Origin of the sequence: Streptomyces sp. HD, from assembly GCF_028369295.1 — a bacterium.
In the GTDB taxonomy this organism is placed as follows: Bacteria; Actinomycetota; Actinomycetes; order Streptomycetales; family Streptomycetaceae; genus Streptomyces.
In genome coordinates this window covers 215,164-232,306 of the sequence record NZ_JAQMYP010000005.1, presented here as the reverse complement: position 1 = coordinate 232,306, position 17,143 = coordinate 215,164, and the positions used below count along the sequence as shown (strand labels likewise).

The following is a 17,143-nucleotide window of genomic DNA, read 5'->3' as shown; positions in this document are numbered from 1 at the left end:
CGGAATCCGCTTGCGCAGCAGGCGAGATCGAGGACAGCGGGGCGATCGTGAGGGCTGCTACCGCTATCGCGCGGAAGGCGGTACGTGTTCTGAAACGCAACGTGTCTCCAGTTTGGTCAGGGCTGGATGTCGTTGGACAGAAGCACCGTATTCACACGCAGAAGTGAGCCCAAACGATTTATGACGTGTCCATTGTCGCGATTGCTCGCGAGAACAGAGTTCCGGCCACGACTGCCACCTGCAGGACCAGCAACTGCCGTTCGACGCTCCGTTCGAACGCCGGCACGGAGAGTCCGGTCCTGGGCATCCACTGGCCGAACCGCCCCGCCAGCGGACAGTCCCGAGGACTCGTTCGATTACGCCGCCCGTGCGACCGGCTGTACGCGGGGCGCCACCCGGACCGTCCAGAGCCGGTCACGTCCGGCCTGGATGCCATCCGCTTCCCCGGCTCCCGTGAGTACGAACAGTCCCTGCGCGCCCCCGGCGCAGCCCTCCACGCGGACATTGCACATCTCTGCGACGAGCTCGCAGCACTGCGCGAGCACCTGATCACCGCCGAACCTGCTCTCGCCGCCGACTCCGGGGCCACGGTGAGCCGGCCGGAGTCGACGTCGTACCCGACCGCGACGACGTGCCCGGCGGACTCCGGGGCGATGGCCTCCCACCGTTCCCGCGGGGAAGCGCCAGCGGCCGGGATCTCCCAGGCCCACTCGGTCACCAGCGTGCCGATCGCGGCGCCGGGCCCCATCGGGCTCACGCCCCTCGCGCTGGCCCGTCGACGTCGTATGTCTCGTCACCGCTGAGCGAGGCCGTCGATCCATGAACCACCAGCGAGACAGTCTTCAAGGGTGTGCTGAGTGACCGCGGCAAATGCGGCAGAGGCTGCCGGTGTAGGGGCAGCTCTCTCAACTCAGGGGACATGGCGGGCAAGCCCTCCGGGGAGAAGCCTGCCTGGGCCAACACGCCTCGGTAGCGGCGTTGACCGTGCTCACGCGGTCACCCCCTGGGGGCTGTCTCGCCGTCCAGCGGGCGCGCGGCCAGCTCGGTCAGCCAGGTCGACCACGGCGCGGGAGTGGCCGTCTCGGTGCGAACCGCCGTCCGCTCGCGCAGCTGCTTTCCGGCGGGACACCGAGCGCGAGATCACAGGTGTCGAGGGAGTGGATCCTGGCCCGCGAGGAACAGACCGTTCTCGCCGTGCGCGCCAGCGGGCCTACCACTTGGTCAGGCAGCGGCGGGAGATCCCGGCTTCCGCAGCGACGTGCGCGATCGGACGTCCCGCGTCGATCCGCAGACACAAGCGCAGACGTCCTTCGGGGGTCAGCGGGGCGTTCGGATGTCCTCTGCTGGTGGCGCTCCTGGACTCGGTAGCCGCGTTCACGGGGAGCCCTGGGGTCTCAGGGCTCCCGCGTGATTGGCTGTGCGTGGCGTCAGCGTGCGAACTTTTCGATGGCCGCCGGGGTGACGGGGGTGAAGAAGTTGACGAGGTTGCCGTCGGGGTCGCGGAACAGCAGCGACCGGTTGCCCCAGGGCATCGTGGTGGGCTCGGTGACGAAGTCGGTGACGAAGCCGGTCAGGTTCTGGTGAACGCGGTCCACGTCGTCGACGAGGAACTCGGTGATCACGCTGTGGTTGTCCGCCGGGCGGGCAGAGCCCGGGGCGAACAGCGGGACGGTGCGGGTGCCGGCGATCGCGAGGGTGGCGCCCGGGGTCTTGAGTTCGGCGAAGTCTTCGGTGGCCCACGTCGCCCGCGCTCCTGTGGCTCGCTCGTAGAAGTCGACGAGGCGCGCTACGTCGCTGGTGATGATGCGGATCGAGACGAAGTCCATGGGAATCTCCTTGGTCGTGCTGGAGGCGTGCACGTCGCAGGCTAGGAGAAATAGTGGACAGAATCGGTCCTGTATTCGCGTTAGGCTGCGGACATGCCTCGACCCACCGGCCGCGTGCTGACCCTCCTGGAGCTGCTGCAGTCGGGCGGCACCCGGACCGTGGCCGAACTCGCCGACCGGCTCGGCGTCGAAGGGCGCACCGTGCGGCGGTATGTGGACCAGCTGATCGACCTGGACGTGCCCGTGGAATCGGTGCGCGGCCGCTACGGCGGGTACCGGCTCGCCCCCGGGTACCGCTTGCCTCCGCTCATGCTCAGCGACGACGAGGCGCTGGCCGTGCTGCTCGGCCTGGTCGCCGGCCGCCGAGCAGGGTTGACGACGACGGAGCACACGGCAAGCGAGACGGCATCGGCCAAGATCCGGCGGGTGCTGCCCAAGCACATCGCCCATCGACTCGACACAATCCTGGAAGCTCTCGCCTTCACGGATCGGCCCGGCGAGTTCGACACCCCGGACGCCGGGGTCCTGCTCACGATCGCCGATGCGGTGCGCCACCGCCGACCGGTCTCGATCCGCTACACCGACCGTGACGGACGGCGCAGCGAACGCACGCTGCACGCGTACGGGATCGTCGCCCATGGGGGCCGGTGGTACGTCACGGGCAAGGACGCCCAGATCGGCGAGGACCGAACCTTCCGGCTCGATCGCATCGCAGACGCGCGGACCCTGCCCGGCGCATTCGAGGCGCCAGCGGGTCCCGGTCCGGCACAGCGCGTGTTGTCAGGGTTCGCCACGGCCGAGTACCGGCATGAGGTGACCTTGCGGATCCACGGGACAGTTGAGCAGATCCGCGCCCACCTTCCGGCCAGCGTCGCGAGCCTGGAGGAGTACGCACCCGTGGCAGGCGAGGACCGGGCGACCGAGCGCTGGCTGCGCGTCGAGCTGCGGGCGGAGCGGCTCGACTGGTTGCCCCCGGTACTCGCCTCGCTCGACCGGCCGTTCGTCATCGAGCGCCCCGATGAACTCCGCGACCTCGTCATCGCGCTCGCCGATCGCCTCACGTCGTATGCCCGCCGAGCCTGACAGCGAGGAACCAATGTCATGAGATGGCACACCTAGGCGAGCCTCTGAGGGGCGGGCAGCGCGACTGCGCGCGGCCTGCCCCCTCAGCTCATGCCGGCCAGAACTGCACCAAAAACCGCTCCACCCCGGCAGGCACCTCCTGCTGCGCGAGCTGCCGGACACGTTCCTGGCCGGTGACGTACGCCCGCACCCTCCACAGCGTGTCCGGCGCTCCCAGCTCCACGACCGACTCGCTCGTGCCGCCATACGACCACAGCGCCACCTCCCCGGACCGGCAGAACCATTCGGCATCCGCGCTTGCCTCCCAGGACTCCTGCTCCGCCTTCGCCGGCTCCTGGTCCCAGACTTCCGCCGTGAAGGCCGCCTGGTGCGTGTGACCGCCGCTCCTGAAGCACAGACGTCGATCACGGGACGCAAGGAGTTCGTCCTCAGCGGGCTCAGGACTCTCTCCGGGCTCGTCTTCGTCTGCGTCCTCCGCCCACAGGGCGTAGAACTCGACATACACGTCGAGGTCCTGACGCCTCGGCATCGGCATGCTCCCTCCCCTCCGCGCCCAATGGTCGATCATTGGTGCCGGCACTATCGAGAGCGTGTCTTGAGGGGCTCCCAGTACAACCCGACGGCGCGTCAAGCAGGAGACCTGCGAGAGCTGGTGATGAAACCCCCGTCGTCCGCCCGGATGGCGGGCTCCGCGGCGTCGTGGGGCCCTCCGCCCGGATGGCGGGCTCCGCGGCGTCGTGGGGCCCTCCGCCCGAGCCGTGCGTAGCGCGGTTCGCGGGTGGAGGGAGCGTGCGATCGCAAGACGCCGCAGTCAAAGAGCCCCTGGTAGTGGGACCCCGGCCAGGAAGACGTCGGCCGAGTTCGGCGCAGACACCCCGGTAGCGCCGCAGGACGAGGAGACCGCTGCCGACCGGATCAGCACGTCGCCCTTGTCGGCGACGGTGCTCGCAGTGGTCGGCGGTGTCACTACGGCAGGTAGTGACTGGCCTGTGCTCCCAGGACGTTCAGCAGGGCGAGGGCCTCGGCGCCGGGAGATCCCGGCGGTGCGGTGAAGAGCACCAGGTACTGGTCGCGGTCGGCGAGGGTGAGGGTGTCGCAGTCGACGGTGACCTCGCCGACGGTCGGGTGGCGGAAGGTCTTCGTGAGCATTGGCGCGGCCTGTACGTCGTGCCGGTCCCAGAGCCGGGCGAAGTCGGGGCTGACGTCGCGGAGTTCGTCGACGAGGCCGGTCACCGCGGGATCGGTGGGGTAGCGGGCGAGGGCGGCGTGGAGCTGCATCACGACGCCCAGCCGGAAATCGGCGGCGTCGGAGATCCCGTACAGCGTCGTGTCGGTCGTCTGCGGCCCGGGGAAGGCCCGGCGCGCGAGGTTGCGGTCCTTGGTGGTGAGCGGGGCGAGGTCCTCCATGAGCGCGGCCGCGAGGTCGTTCCAGGCCAGGACCTCGCACGCGGCGGACATCACGAAGCCGGCGGTCTGCGGCAGCCGCTCCAGGAGCGCGAGGATGCTGGGGCGGACGTCACGCCGGTGCAGTCCGGTGCGGTTCGGCGCGGTGCCCGCCAGGACGTGGAGGTGGTCGGACTCTGCGTCGGTGAGCCGCAGCGCTCCCGCGATCGCGGCCAGGACATCGCCCGAGGGGCGTGGCGCCCTGCCCTGCTCGAGGCGGATGTAGTACTCCGTGGAGATGTGCGCGAGGACCGCCACTTCCTCGCGGCGAAGACCTGGTGTGCGACGGCGCGGTCCCAAGGGGAGGCCGACGTCCTGCGGGCGGAGCCGCTCGCGGCGGCTGCGGAGGAACGCACCCAGTTCCTGTTTGTCCATACGCCCAGTGTGCGCGCGGCGCGGCGGCGGATCCTGGTACAGCCTGTGCCTGTATCCGGCCGGCAGCCGGCCGGACGCTGTTGCCATGACGAACAACACGCACACCACCGACAGCGCACCCATCGGCCTGCTCACCAGCAAGGTCATCTTCATCACCGGCGCCAGCCGCGGCATCGGGGCGGCCGCCGCCCGGCTCTTCGCCGCAGAGGGCGCCACCGTCGTGCTCGCCGCCCGCAGCACCGACGCCCTGGAGCGCATCGTGAAGGAGATCCGCGCCGACGGCCACGTCGCCGACGCCGTCACCCTGGACCTCGCCGACCCCGCGAGCATCCGCGCCGCAGTCGACCACGTCGAAAGGCTGCACGGACGGCTGGATGGCGCCTTCAACAACGGCGCAGTTCCCCAGCAGCAGTTCGGCCCGGTCGAGACCACCAGCGACGAGGACATCGACGAGCAGTTCGCCGTGAACTTCCGTTCGCACTGGACTGCCATGACCGCCGAGGCCGCGCTCATGCGCCGGAACGGCGGCGGGGCGATCGTCAACACCTCAAGCATCGGCAGCCGCCGCGCGAACCCCGCCCTGCCCGCGTACGGCGCCATGAAACGTGCGCTCAACAGCCTTACCGAGACTGCCGCGGTGAACTGGGCCGGTGACCGTATCCGGGTCAACGGCATCACCCCCGGTGGCACCTCCACGGAGATGATCGACACCTGGGAGGCTGCGACTCCCGGCATCGTCGAGCAGATGACCGCGGCGATCCCGCTCGGTCAAATGGCCGAGCCCCGGCAGATCGCCGAGGCGGCCGCGTGGCTGCTCAGCGACCGCGCCTCGTACGTCACCGGCGCGATCCTGCCGGTCGACGGCGGCGCCGGCGCCGGCGCCTGACCAGGCCAGCCCAGCACCACCCCCGGCGCCCACACTCTCAGCGCCGAGCCGTCACTCCCGTACAGGCCGTCCAGCAATCCCAGTGGGGCTCCGCGACGCGCAGACCTGGTACCCAGCCCGCGGGCCGGGTACTGCTGGGCGGCCCTTTCGGCCCCCACACCGCCTCTTCAAAAAGGAGGCACGACCGACCATGAACAGACCCGCCATGTGTTCTGACCGTGTCGACCCTGCGCTCAGGGACGAACTGGCCCTCTACGAGACGCTCGGGCTCACCCAGACCCAGCAGTTGACGACGGACGTCATCATTGCCGTGCGCGCCCAGGGCAGCGCAGCCGTCTCAGCGTTACTTGCGGATCTTCCGCACGACGAACAAGTGGCGCGCCACGATCACGTGATCCAAGGGCCGACGGGGTGACGACTTGCTCGTCCGGGTGTACCGGCCCCGCTCCTCGACCGGCGCGCTGCCCGCATTCATGTGGCTGCACGGCGGCGGGATGATTTCCGGCGGCATCGACGGCGACCGGCCCGTGTGCGAGCGCTACGCGCTCGACATCGGCCGCGTGGTCGTATCCATGCAATACCGGCTGGCACCCGAAGATCCCTACCCAGCTGGGGCGGAAGACTGCTATGCCGCCCTGCTGTGGACCGCGCAGCACGCAGTCGTCTTCCAGGCGCTGACCTACCCGATGCTCGACGACCGCAACAACACCTCCTCGGCGCGCGAGTTCCACAGCATTCCAGCTGGAGCCGACAGCACAACAACAGCGCCTGGCGGGCCGTACTCGGAATGAAGGCCGGCGGCCCGGACGTGGAGCCGTACGCCGCGCCCGCCCGCGCCAGGGACCTCTCCGGTCTTCCGCCCACCCTGATTCAAGTCGGTGAACTCGACGTATTCCGCGACGAGGACATCACCTACGCGACGCGCCTTCTGCAAGCCGGTGCGCCGACCGAACTTCATGTCCTTCCGGGCGCGTACCACGGCCGGGACGCCGTGGCCCCCAGGCGCCGTCGAGCGTGAGGGTGCGCGACGAACGCACCGCTGCACTGCGCCACGCCCTCCGGGGCTGATCACTCGTCGGGACGCGACAAAGCCTCCCGGCGGCCGGCACCGCATGCCGGTCACCGGCGACACGTCCGGTGCCGGTCTCATCCAACAGAAGCAGGACACCGAGAAGGAGGCCACAGATGACAGACCTGTCGGGAAAGGTAGCGGTCGTCACCGGCGCCGGCCGCGGCATCGGCCAGGGCGTCGCCGTTCGGCCGGGACGACTCGGCGCAAGCGTCGTGGTCAATTACTCGCGTGACGCATCGGGAGCCGCCGCAACGGTTGCCGAGATCGAGTCCGTGGGCTCCCGCGCCATCGACGTCCGCGCTGACGTGTCGAAGCCGGACGAGATCGAGGCACTCCTGGAGACTGCGCGCAGCCGGTTCGGCCGCCTTGACATCGTCGTGGCGAACGCCGGCCCCGACGAGGGCCTCGGCCCGGTGCTCGACGTCACGGAAGCCGAGTACCACCCCGTCCAGACCCAGATCGCGCCCCACCGACAGCCCCTTTCGTCACCCCCGTTCCCAGCGTTCGGGCTGGACGGTATGGGTGCCGGTGTAAAGCGGGGGACGGATATAGGCGAAGGACTCCGTTACCGCCACGTTCCCCACCGATGTGCAGCACTCGTACTACCCCTTCCTCGTCGGCATGGAGCGCGAGGCGGCGGCGCTCGGCTACGACTTGGTGCTGTTCACCGGGTCGAGCACCGGACGACCACGCCAGCAAACAGAGGGTGCGTTACGCAATCGAGCTTGGGTGTCACGGAGGGGCGGCCACAACCGTTCAACTCGGGCGCGGGACGCCCAGCATCTGCATGAGCTGGGCGAGTTCCTCCTCGAAGAGCTTCTCCGGGCTGGTGGTCTGGGTGTGCATGTGGCCGTAGACCTCCAGTGACACCAAGCCGTGCAGGTGACCCCAGATACGCAGGGCCAGGGCGACGGCTGCGGGCGGCAAGTCGGGGAAGGCGGGCCGCACCTTGTCGAGGAGCCCCGGGTCGAAGTCGGACCAGCCGAAGGCGCTGTCCTCGTAGAGATGCTGGGCGTGCGGCCATGCGGCTGCCGCGAGGGCGGTGAGTCCGGTACAGACGCGGTGTGCGGCATCTGGGGCGGGGCCGCCTTCGGGGGCGTGGTAGCCGGGGACGGGGTCGCCGTAGATGAGCCGGAAGCCCTGGGGGTTCACCAGGGCCCAGGTCCGGAAGGCGGTGGCCCATGCTGTGATGCGGATGGCGGGATCCGTGGCGGGGGCGGCCTCCCAGGCGGCGTCCACGGCGTCGGCCAGGGCGGTGTACACGTCGTTGATGAGCGTGGTGACCAGGTCGTCCCGGGTCGCGAAGTAGCCATAGATCGCGTTGGCGGTCATGCCCATCTCGCGGGCGATGGCCCGCAGTGTGATGGCGTCCGGGCCGCCCGAGGCCATCAAGGCGAGGGCCACCTTCTTGATTTCGGCCGTGGTCTCGGCTCGTAGCCGCTCGCGTCTTCCCTTGCTTCCCGTGATTGTCACAACAGGAACTCTACAGTGTCCATTTACTTCACAGCGTATAGTTTCTTCACGGCGTCACATCTGGTGGCGTCCCACGTCTGCATGCACAGGGGAGAACCATGCACATCGGAGTCATCGGAGCCACGGGCACCATCGGCGGCAGGGTCGTGGCCGAGGCCCTCGAACGGGGCCACCACGTCAAGGCGTTCAGCCGGGACGCCGCTCAGGCGCAGCACGAGGAGCGTCGGGACAACATCACCTGGACGAGCGTCGACGTCCTGGACCCGAAGAGCATCGCCGGCGTCCTGCCCGGACTCGACGTCCTGATCAGCGGATTCCAGCCGGGCAACGCGGCCAAGGACTTCGCGGACACCGTCCGGCGCTCGATCGCCGGCCCCACCGTCTACGCCACGGCGGCACGGGCCCTGTTGAAGGCTCTGGAGAGCCACCTACGGACCCGGCTCATCGTGATCGGCGGGGCCGGAAGCCTCGAAGTCGAACCGGGCGTGGTGCGCGCGGACTCCGACGAGCTGCTGCATGCCGCCCTCGACGAGCTTGGGCTGCCCCGCGAATACGGCGCAGCAGTACGTGGCCACCGCGACGCCCTGAACGTCCTGCGAACCTCGAACCGGCTGTGGACCTACTTCAGCCCCGCAGAGGAGATCGCTCCCGGCGAGCGCACCGGTCGCTTCAGGATCGGCGGCGACCAGCCGGTCCGGGACGCTGACGGCCGCAGCCGCATCTCGGCGGAGGACGCGGCCGTCGCCCTGATCGACGAGGCGGAGCTGCCTCGCTTCGTCCAGCGCCGCTTCACCATCGGCTACTGAGAGCCGCAGCCCGTATCCCCGGGGGGGAGGTCATGAACTCCCCCACGGGCAAGGGCGACGTCCATCTGAGTCAACCCGGATGGTCGGACCTACCGGCACTCTGGCATACGCCCAGTTAGGTGCTGCCAGCCCAGCTACGCGGCGGATCCGCATTTGTCCGTAGCCATCACGCAACAGCGGCCAGAACCCTCCAGTTGGTTGTGGCCGCTCCTCCGTGACACCCAAGCTCGATTACGTGACGCAACGTCTGCTTGCTTGCGTGACGAGTACGCCAGAACCGGGCTGCCGCTACGTCGCCAGGCTGAAGGGTCACGGAAGAATCGGCCCGACGCAGCTCATGCCGTCAAGCAGAGACCTCCTTGACGGCTTGCGGTGGCACGGTGAGGTGTCCTTCTGCCACAGCGAGCCCGAGGGGGAAGCCATGGGGCCACGCGGCCGAGCCTCCTGAACAAACCACGTCCCTTGGCCCGCTGCCAGGCCGGAGCAGGTCAAGGAACGCCTGGATGGGGAACCGTCGTTGCGCCTGGTGGCCGCCACGACCTGGGCCGAACATGTCGGGCGCGGACGGGCGGACAACGCCGACAGCACGGGCCGACATGCCGCGCATGGCCTAATGAGCCGCTCCGGCGGCTGACCGGGGCACGTTGTGCGTCGGCAGTCAGCGGTGGATGGCGGGAAGGAGGTGGGGAACCGGGCCATGGGCGAGGACAGCGTGGACCGGGCGGAGGGTATCGGCGAGCGGCTTCTCGGCGTGCTGCTGGACAGGGCGCGGCTGATGCCGCCGCAGCTGATCGCCCCCCTGATCGCGGAGGAGGTGGCCAGGATCGGCGGCCGTGACGTCTCCATCCTGCTCCAGGACTACGCCCAAGAGCTGTTGGTGCCGCTTCCGGGCAGCAAGCTGCACGTGGGCCAGCCCGAGCCGGTGACCGACTCGCCTGCCGGCCGCTCCTTCCTGCGGGCGGAGGTCGTCGAAGTGGCGCAGGCCCGCGGCGGCGTCCGGATGTACCTGCCGCTGCTGGACGGCAGCGACCAGGTGGGGGTGTTGGCCCTGACCCTGGACGCCGTCGGTGACGACGACCGGCGTCTGTTGGGCAGGCTCGCCAGCCTGGTCGCCGACATGCTGGTCACCAAGAACGCCTACACCGACCAGTTCTTCCTGACCCGGCGCCGGGAGCCGATGAGCGTGTCCGCGGAGATCCAGTGGAGCCTGCTGCCACCACTGACGATGACCGTGCCCCAGGTTCAGGTGGCAGGCATTCTGGAGCCCGCCTACCGCGCAGCCGGCGACAGCTTCGACTACGCCCTCAACGACGACATCCTGCATCTGGCCGTGATCGACGCGATGGGCCATGACCTGGACGCTGCCTCGATGGCGACCATCGCCATCGGTGCCTACCGCCATGCCAGGCGCGTGTTCGTCAGCCTGGCCGAAAAGTACACGTTCATGGACCTTGCCATCTCCCGGCAGTTCGGCGACGACCACTTCGTCACCGCGCAGCTGATGCACCTGAACATCGCCACCGGAGAGCTGGAGTTGGTCAACGCGGGCCACCCCGCGCCGCTGCTGATCCGCGACGGCCAGGTCGTGCGGCAGCTGGAGAGCGCGACGACGCTGCCCGTCGGCTTCGGAGGCGAGATGCCCCGCATCAAAGAGCACACACTCCAGCAGGGCGACCGGGTGCTCTGCTACACCGACGGCATCATCGAGGAACGCGTCGACGGCGGGCAGCCCTTCGGCGAGGAACGCCTCATCCACTGCGTCAACCGCCTGGGCCAGGAGCCGTCGGACGGCATGCGGGCGGACCTGCGCCGGCTCTCCCACACGCTGAAGCAAGAACGCGCCGGGCGTACCAGCGACGACGCCACCCTCTTCATGATCGAGTGGCACGGAGGCGCCGCCGACCACCTCGCCGTCTTTGACTGAAAAGCTCGACGTCGACCTGATCAGGCCGGGCGGCAGGCCACGTCCCCGATCGCGTCGCCGGTCAGCATCACCGCCGCCACAACGCGCTTGCCCACCGGCTCGCGGTGCACCTCAAAGTGCGGGCAGACGGCCATGACGAGCTCCAATCCGGGGACGCCGACTTCACAGCCGACCGGCTCGTCGCCCGCGCCGACGCGGACTTCACCGGAGGGCTCGGCAACCTCGTCCACCGCATCGTGACGATGGTCCACCGCTACCGCAGCGGGGGCGTGCCCCCGCTCGGCACCGACCGTTTCGCCGTAGCGACGCTGCTGGACGCGTGCGAGCAGACACCCGCCCGGCTCGACGCCGCGCTGGCCGACTTCGGCTTCCGCCGCGCCGCCGACGCCGCCGACGCCGTCTGGAGCATCGTGGAAGAGGCCAACCGCTGCATCCGACACGACCCGCCCCTGGGAGCTGGCCAGAGCGGAACGGCAGGGCAACGCCAATGCAGCCGAACGCCTCGCCGCCGTCCTCGCTGCTCTGGTCAGAGCCTGCCGCGTCCTGGCTGACGAGCTGCGGTCCTACATCCCCGACGCCGCCACGCGGATCGCGGAGCAAGTGACGCCGGCCGAGGGGAATCTGCCGCCCGCGAACCCGCTCTTCCCTCGAATCAATGCAGCGTGGGTCGGTAGATGAGCTCTTGGATGTGACCGTCGAGTGTCCGGTTCTCGATCAGCTCCAGGTCGAGATCGGCCGCACCCTGGAAGATCGGATCCACCCCCGTCCGACCGGTGATGACGGGGAAGAGCGTCACCTGCAAGCGGTCGACCAGGCCGGCGGCCATCAGCGCCGGTTCATCGACAGGCTGCCGTGCGAGCCCAACGGCACGTCGGACTGCTCCTTGAGCCGGGCGACGACGTCGACGGCGTCACCGCTCACGACGGTCGAGTCCGGCCAGTCGAGGGGACCTTCCAGCGTTGTCGACACCATCGTTGCCGGCATGCTCCTCATCCGCGGGACCCATGGGTCCCGCACGTCGGAGTCCTCGGTGCTCTCAGCCGGCATCCGCGCGAATGCCCGGTACGTGTTGGCCCCGAAGACCATCCGCTGCTCCGAGTCGTACAAGGCCAGGCGGTGGTCGAGCAACTCGGGGCCCTGCTTGCCCCAGTAACCGGTCCAGTCGCCGCCGGCGGCGCCGTAGCCGTCGAGGCTGGAGAAGACGTCGAGGCTGGAGAAGACGTCGAAGGTGGGTGCCGCAGTGTGCTGAGGCTCCGCCCGCGCGCGGGGGCGTCCACGGGCCGTTGTGTCCGTCCCGTGCTCAGGTACGTGCACTGAGCCTCGGCGCGGGGCTGGTCCTCATCGGCATGTCAACGAGACGCACTCGCCCGTGATCGCTTCCAGGTTCCGCTGCAGGGTGCACCATCGGTGATCGAGTTCAGCCAGAGCAGGCAGGCAAGAAGACCCCACACATGTACTTAGCAGATGATTCCACCCTTTGCCGCTGGCAGAAGCGAGGTCAGGCGTGTACCACCGGCAGACAAAGAACCTGCTGGGACGACTGATCGATCGCATAGCGCCACATGTGCTCCTGACCTGCATGTTTCTACGGTGTGGCGACACGCAACCGTCCCCAACACACACGAGGAAGTGGCGTACATGACGTCCTCAGCATCCGCTCCACCAAACGCCGAACAACCTCCGTCGCATCGTCGCCGCCAGCCTCAAAGGCACCACCATCGAGTGGTACGACAACTCATTCGATCGGGGCTAGGACCTGCGGGTTTGACTGATTTCCGGCGTTCGAGTCAGCACCGAACCAGCACCGGGATCTCCCCGTCCTGGTACAGACCCACCAGACGATCCAGGACGCACCTGCGAGGTGATCCAGCTAACCTCGGCCAGCGGTAACAGACCGTATTCATTAAGCGGTGGTCGCCGATGCAGTCAGTCTCCCCTTGGACATGTCCAACGCACTGCCGCTCTACCTTTTCCGCAGCCAAGGTTCACTCGATCGAGCTGCCCTCGACCGCGAGCAGCGAGGCCTCGCCACGTGTCGTGTGTCCCGCCCTCAGCAAGGGGACGCGGTCTCGTGCAGCGCTTCGAACTGCAGCGGCAGGACGAGCTGGGTCTTGAGGCTGAGTACGTCGTCCATGACCGACCTCAAGCGCTCAGGAGCGTCAGGCAGGACGTGCGCATAGGTCTGGTAGGTCGTGCGCGGATCACTGTGACCGAGCCATACCGCCATGTCCGTCACGGGTACACCCTTGGCAAGGCCGGCCGAAGCGAAGAAGTGCCGCAGCCAAAGCGGCGTGATCGTCCGAGAGACACCCGCGGCCTTCCTGGCCGCATGCCAGAGCCGATGCACCAGCGCGTACATCAGGATGTTCGTTCGCCCGATGTTGGCGAACAGGTAGTCCCCGGGCATGCGGTTCGGGCCAGCTGCGACACGGAAGGTTCCGTGCCTCCGAATGTGCTCGCGGATCTTGGCCGCAACCATGCCCGGCAGCGGCACGAGGCGTCCTTCACCCGGCGCGCGCCACTTGAGGTGCCGGATACGATGTGCCCGGCCCTGGCCAGCGGCACCCAGACGTCCTCGCATCCAGACCGTCGGCGCGGCAGCGTCCTGCGTGATCTGCCGGTCCACGAGCAGTATGCCGGACCCGAAGTCGAGTTGCTGCAGGCAGACTGCGCTCGCCTCCCCAATCCGCAGCCCGCACCCAGCCATCAACCACACCAACAACTGGTAGGGGGCCGGAAGATGCTCTGCGATGGCCACGACTTCAGCCAGCGTCGGCAGCCGCACCATCTTTCGCCTGCCCCGCCTGCTGTAATGGCGGCTGGTGCTCCAACCCCGGGACGGATCCCTGACCAGGTAGCCGTTGGCAACGGCGTACCCGAGTACCCCACGCAAGATTCCATACCGATTGACCACCGTGCTCCGCGCGTAGCCGCACTCCTCAACCATCCACGCCAGCCAGCCCCGAAGGTCCTTGGGCTTCACAGACCCGATGGTGCGGTGCCGGAAATACGGTTCAATATGCAGGCGCAGGCTCGCCTCGTACTGATACCGCGTGGAACCCGCATACGGCCCACTGCCGATGTACTCGCGATACACATCGACCAAAGACCGTGACGACCCGAACACGCCGGCACGGGCTCTGAGGAGCTTCTCCTGTTCCACGCTGACGGCAAAGCTCCGCGCCTGCCCCTTCCGGGAGAACGACACCTCCCGCTGCCGGCCCCGACGCCCTCCGGGCTCCCGATAGCGCACAGTCCACCCATGACCACACCGCGGACCGCGACAAGGATAGTTCCGGTTTCTCTTATCAGCCTTGCACTTCTGGAACACACTGGCCAACCGCGCAACCATTCCTTACTTGGCACACGTAGAGGCCTCTTAACGCTACCCGCATGACTTGACCACAACGCCTCCACGTAGCCGCCTTACAAGACGGGACGCCTTCCGTGTGGTCGGACGACTCCATCTCGCCATGCCATGCTCGCCTACGGAAACCGGCGGACGTGCCCGTGCCGTTGAGGGAACGGTCGTCGTACCGGAACACCTCAGGATCGCCCACGCCCGCCACAGCAAAGCTCGACAGACGGTTACTCGACGCAGCCGAGTCGATCCCGCTGAGCTCGAGGTCGCCGAAGTAGCTCATCTCCGCGATGCCGTGCTTGGCCGCGAGCTCGTCCTCTTCGCCTCGTGGGGCGAAGTGCAGAACTACGCGGCGTACGACCCCGTCGGCGGCAACCTTCAGCCCTTCGTCGACCTAGTCGACACGCACGGCCCCGAAGCGATCCTCACTGCGGTCGACAAGCTCACCGACGAGGGCGATGCCGATGTGACCGTCTCCACCGCTCACAAAGCCAAGGACCGCGAATGGCCAACGGTTCGGATCGTTGACGACTTCCACCCCCAAGGACACTGACCGACAGGACTCCGAAAGCCGTTCTATCTCTGGACCCGTCAGCGATACTGACGCCCGTCTCGCCTATGTTGCGGTGACCCGAGCCTGCCGCCACAAGCCCTCCAAGGATCACGAATGAGCTGGCAGGGACCTTGAGTGCCCTGAGCACCGGGCCGCTGAGGGCGCTCACTCGAGCCACCAGCGCTTTACCCCAACTCTTCGCAGCACGCGGGCTGTTCACGGGCTCGCCAGCCTGCCAACATCGTTGTCCGGGTTTGACGCCTTGGTGGGGGGTGGTGCTGTATGACGTCCGTACAGAACAACGACCAGCGGCTACTCGACCGCATCCTGGAGGACCAGCATCGGAAGCTGGCACCGGACAAGAACAGGGACGACTTCTTCACGTTCTTCGCTGCCGACAAGGCCCTGCAGGACTGGGACCTCGACAACGACGAAATCATGGACGGCATCGTGGACGGTGCCCACGATTGCGGCATCGACGGCATCTGGACTTTCGTGGACGAGCGCTACGTCACCGCCGATGCCCATCAGTTCCTGCCGTCGCGTGCCGGCAAGATCGAATTGGTGATCTTGCAAGCCAAGACCTCGACGGGCTACCAGGAGACCGTCGTCGAGAAGCTCCACTTCCATCTGCCGACACTCCTGGACATGAGCCGGGACGAAGATGACCTGGCCGCCCACACGAACGCCAAGCTCCTGGACCGCACACGGCGCTTCCTGCACATCCTCGAAGAGCTGGCGTCATCGTTCCCGCAGGTCCGCATCAAGGTGATCTACGCCAACAAGGCCGCCGAGACGCCGCACCCCAACGTGAAGGCCAAGGGAGACCGACTGCGGCGAGAGCTCGCGAAGATCACTTCGGACACCAAGGCAGATCTGGAGTACCTCAACGCCGCTGATCTACGTGAGCGCACCGCCCGAGGTGCCAAAGCGGTCGCGCAGTTGGTGTTCACCGAGACCCCGATGAGCACCTCGCTCGGCGAGGGATACGTTTGCCTGGCCCGCCTGGACGAGTACTACCGCTTCATCACGTCCGACAACGAAGCACTGCGACTGGAACTGTTCGAATCGAACGTGCGCGACTACGCCGGGTCCACTGCGGTGAACAACGCAATCGGCGAGACCCTCAAGTCCGGCACCGGCGAGGACTTCTGGTGGTTCAACAACGGTGTCACCGTGGTCGCCGACGCTGCCCAGATCGCAGGCAAAAGGATCGTCGTCAAAGAACCGCAGATCGTCAACGGGCTGCAGACCAGCCATGAGATCTACAGCTACTTCCAGAACGGCGGCCAGCATCGCGACCGCTCCCTTCTGGTCAAGATCGTGGTCGCACCCGAGTCCGGTACCGCCCGCGACCGCATCATCCGAGCCACGAACAGCCAGACGCAGCTACCGGCGGGCGCCCTGCGAGCCACCGAAGCCATCCAGAAGGACATCGAGGAAAGCCTGGGCCACGCCGGTGGTTACTACTACGAACGCCGCGCCAGCTATTACCGCAACCTCGGCTTCCCCCTCGACCGGGTCATCAGCATGACCCGCCTGGCCCGGGAGTTCACCGCCTTCGTCCAGCGCGAACCACATACCGCCCTGCGACACTCGGACGCCCTGCTACTGGACGACCAGCACTACGCGCAGATCTTCTCCCCCCGCCACGACCTGGACATCTACCGCCTCTGCCTCGATGTCCACACCCGCCTACGAACCTTCCTCGCTCAGTACGCCGAAGACCGGCCCCTGCTGGGAGAAACCCTGGAGAACTGGCTCTACCCCCTGGCAGCTATGTCCGCCCACACCCTGACCCGGCTGAGGCAGCCCACCCCACGGGACTTGCTCAACATCGACCTCGACCACCTCAGCGACGATCTCATGTCCCGTATGACGGGCACGCTGGAGCAGAACTTCAAGAGCGCCCTGCGTCAGAGCAAAGCAGGCGGTGTCGACCGCATCGCCCGCACACCTGAATTCTCCGCCAAGCTCCGCCAGGCCGTTGTCTCTCAAAGCCGATACCACATCGAACGTTGACTCGCAGGTAGCGAGAGCCTCACTCGACGCCCAGCGCAGCTGCGTGCCTGCCCATGTCAACGCCGCTCCGCCGACGACCCTAACCAGCTCATGCACGGTTGGCCGCGGCAACGTCATGGGGCGGTGGAGCGGACGGTGTTCACGTTTGGAGACCGCGGGAAAGAGTGTCAATCTGCAGGTGTGCGAGCAGGGCGGCGACGGCTTGGACGAATAAGTACGTCGTAGCGTCGGCGCGCCATTCGGCGCCCGTCAGCTTGTCACCGCCGCAGTTGCGGACGAACGGCTCAACCAGTTTGGTCCAGTCTGGAGGCACTCTTAC

Annotated in this window: 13 protein-coding genes and 6 pseudogenes; 11 read left to right on the top strand and 8 right to left on the bottom strand. The window is 67.7% G+C overall.

Annotation, left to right across the window (positions count from 1 at the left end; all coding sequences use genetic code 11):
- Positions 1–1,141: 1,141 nt before the first annotated feature.
- A pseudogene (locus tag POF73_RS07305) lies at positions 1,142–1,378 on the bottom strand (helix-turn-helix domain-containing protein); the annotation flags it as partial.
- Between the two features lie 49 nt (positions 1,379–1,427).
- Entirely contained in the window at positions 1,428–1,826 is a 399-nt protein-coding gene (locus POF73_RS07300; protein ID WP_272113681.1) for a VOC family protein, read from the bottom strand.
- Between the two features lie 93 nt (positions 1,827–1,919).
- On the opposite strand from POF73_RS07300, the gene POF73_RS07295 reads away from it, so the two are divergent.
- Positions 1,920–2,909 (top strand): helix-turn-helix transcriptional regulator, encoded by a 990-nt coding sequence (locus POF73_RS07295; protein WP_272113680.1) that lies wholly within the window; start codon positions 1,920–1,922, stop codon positions 2,907–2,909.
- Positions 2,910–2,997: 88 nt separating this feature from the next.
- On the opposite strand, the gene POF73_RS07290 is transcribed toward POF73_RS07295, so the two are convergent.
- Both POF73_RS07290 and POF73_RS07285 read right to left on the bottom strand, forming a co-directional pair.
- On the bottom strand, positions 2,998–3,438 hold the full coding sequence (locus POF73_RS07290; RefSeq protein ID WP_272113679.1) for a hypothetical protein: 441 nt from the start codon (positions 3,436–3,438) through the stop codon (positions 2,998–3,000).
- A gap of 437 nt (positions 3,439–3,875) precedes the next feature.
- Positions 3,876–4,727, bottom strand: coding sequence for a helix-turn-helix transcriptional regulator (locus POF73_RS07285; RefSeq protein ID WP_272113678.1), 852 nt, complete (start codon positions 4,725–4,727; stop codon positions 3,876–3,878).
- An 85-nt stretch (positions 4,728–4,812) separates the two neighbouring features.
- Here POF73_RS07285 and POF73_RS07280 point away from each other — a divergent pair, with 85 nt between their 5' ends.
- From POF73_RS07280 to POF73_RS07265, 6 genes and pseudogenes are all read left to right on the top strand, one after another.
- Entirely contained in the window at positions 4,813–5,613 is an 801-nt protein-coding gene (locus tag POF73_RS07280; protein ID WP_272113677.1) for an SDR family NAD(P)-dependent oxidoreductase, read from the top strand.
- A gap of 190 nt (positions 5,614–5,803) precedes the next feature.
- Complete coding sequence (locus POF73_RS07275) at positions 5,804–6,028, top strand: hypothetical protein (RefSeq protein ID WP_272113676.1); 225 nt, start codon at positions 5,804–5,806, stop codon at positions 6,026–6,028.
- A 16-nt stretch (positions 6,029–6,044) separates the two neighbouring features.
- Positions 6,045–6,272: pseudogene (locus POF73_RS46170) on the top strand (alpha/beta hydrolase); the annotation flags it as partial.
- Entirely contained in the window at positions 6,254–6,631 is a 378-nt protein-coding gene (locus POF73_RS46165) for an alpha/beta hydrolase fold domain-containing protein (RefSeq protein ID WP_443049447.1), read from the top strand. The pseudogene POF73_RS46170 and the gene POF73_RS46165, both read left to right, overlap by 19 nt.
- 167 nt (positions 6,632–6,798) lie before the next feature.
- A pseudogene (locus POF73_RS46160) lies at positions 6,799–7,119 on the top strand (SDR family NAD(P)-dependent oxidoreductase); the annotation flags it as partial.
- A gap of 127 nt (positions 7,120–7,246) precedes the next feature.
- Positions 7,247–7,369 (top strand): annotated as a pseudogene (locus POF73_RS07265) (LacI family transcriptional regulator); the annotation flags it as partial.
- Positions 7,370–7,441: 72 nt separating this feature from the next.
- Here POF73_RS07265 and POF73_RS07260 read toward each other — a convergent pair.
- Positions 7,442–8,158, bottom strand: a complete 717-nt coding sequence (locus tag POF73_RS07260) for a TetR/AcrR family transcriptional regulator (protein WP_272113674.1) — start codon at positions 8,156–8,158, stop codon at positions 7,442–7,444.
- Positions 8,159–8,256: 98 nt separating this feature from the next.
- Here POF73_RS07260 and POF73_RS07255 point away from each other — a divergent pair, with 98 nt between their 5' ends.
- Both POF73_RS07255 and POF73_RS07250 read left to right on the top strand, forming a co-directional pair.
- Positions 8,257–8,964: an NAD(P)-dependent oxidoreductase gene (locus POF73_RS07255; RefSeq protein WP_272113673.1), complete on the top strand. Its 708-nt coding sequence runs from the start codon at positions 8,257–8,259 to the stop codon at positions 8,962–8,964.
- Between the two features lie 697 nt (positions 8,965–9,661).
- The gene (locus POF73_RS07250; protein WP_272113672.1) at positions 9,662–10,888 is read left to right on the top strand and encodes a PP2C family protein-serine/threonine phosphatase; all 1,227 of its coding nucleotides are present in this window, start codon (positions 9,662–9,664) and stop codon (positions 10,886–10,888) included.
- Between the two features lie 20 nt (positions 10,889–10,908).
- Here POF73_RS07250 and POF73_RS07245 read toward each other — a convergent pair whose 3' ends face one another.
- The 3 genes and pseudogenes from POF73_RS07245 to POF73_RS07235 all read right to left on the bottom strand — a co-directional run bounded on the left by POF73_RS07245 (position 10,909) and on the right by POF73_RS07235 (position 14,051).
- A complete protein-coding gene (locus POF73_RS07245) occupies positions 10,909–11,328 on the bottom strand; it encodes a hypothetical protein (RefSeq protein WP_272113670.1) in 420 nt (139 codons plus the stop codon).
- 212 nt (positions 11,329–11,540) lie between these two features.
- A pseudogene (locus POF73_RS07240) lies at positions 11,541–12,100 on the bottom strand (dihydrofolate reductase family protein); the annotation flags it as partial.
- Between the two features lie 838 nt (positions 12,101–12,938).
- Positions 12,939–14,051, bottom strand: a complete 1,113-nt coding sequence (locus POF73_RS07235; protein ID WP_272113669.1) for a tyrosine-type recombinase/integrase — start codon at positions 14,049–14,051, stop codon at positions 12,939–12,941.
- A 505-nt stretch (positions 14,052–14,556) separates the two neighbouring features.
- Between POF73_RS07235 and POF73_RS07230 the strand changes: the two are divergent.
- Positions 14,557–14,920: pseudogene (locus tag POF73_RS07230) on the top strand (3'-5' exonuclease); the annotation flags it as partial.
- 164 nt (positions 14,921–15,084) lie between these two features.
- Positions 15,085–16,824 carry an AIPR family protein gene (locus POF73_RS07225; protein ID WP_272113668.1) on the top strand — a complete coding sequence of 580 codons (1,740 nt, stop codon included), beginning with the start codon at positions 15,085–15,087 and terminating at the stop codon, positions 16,822–16,824.
- Positions 16,825–17,143 lie beyond the last annotated feature (319 nt).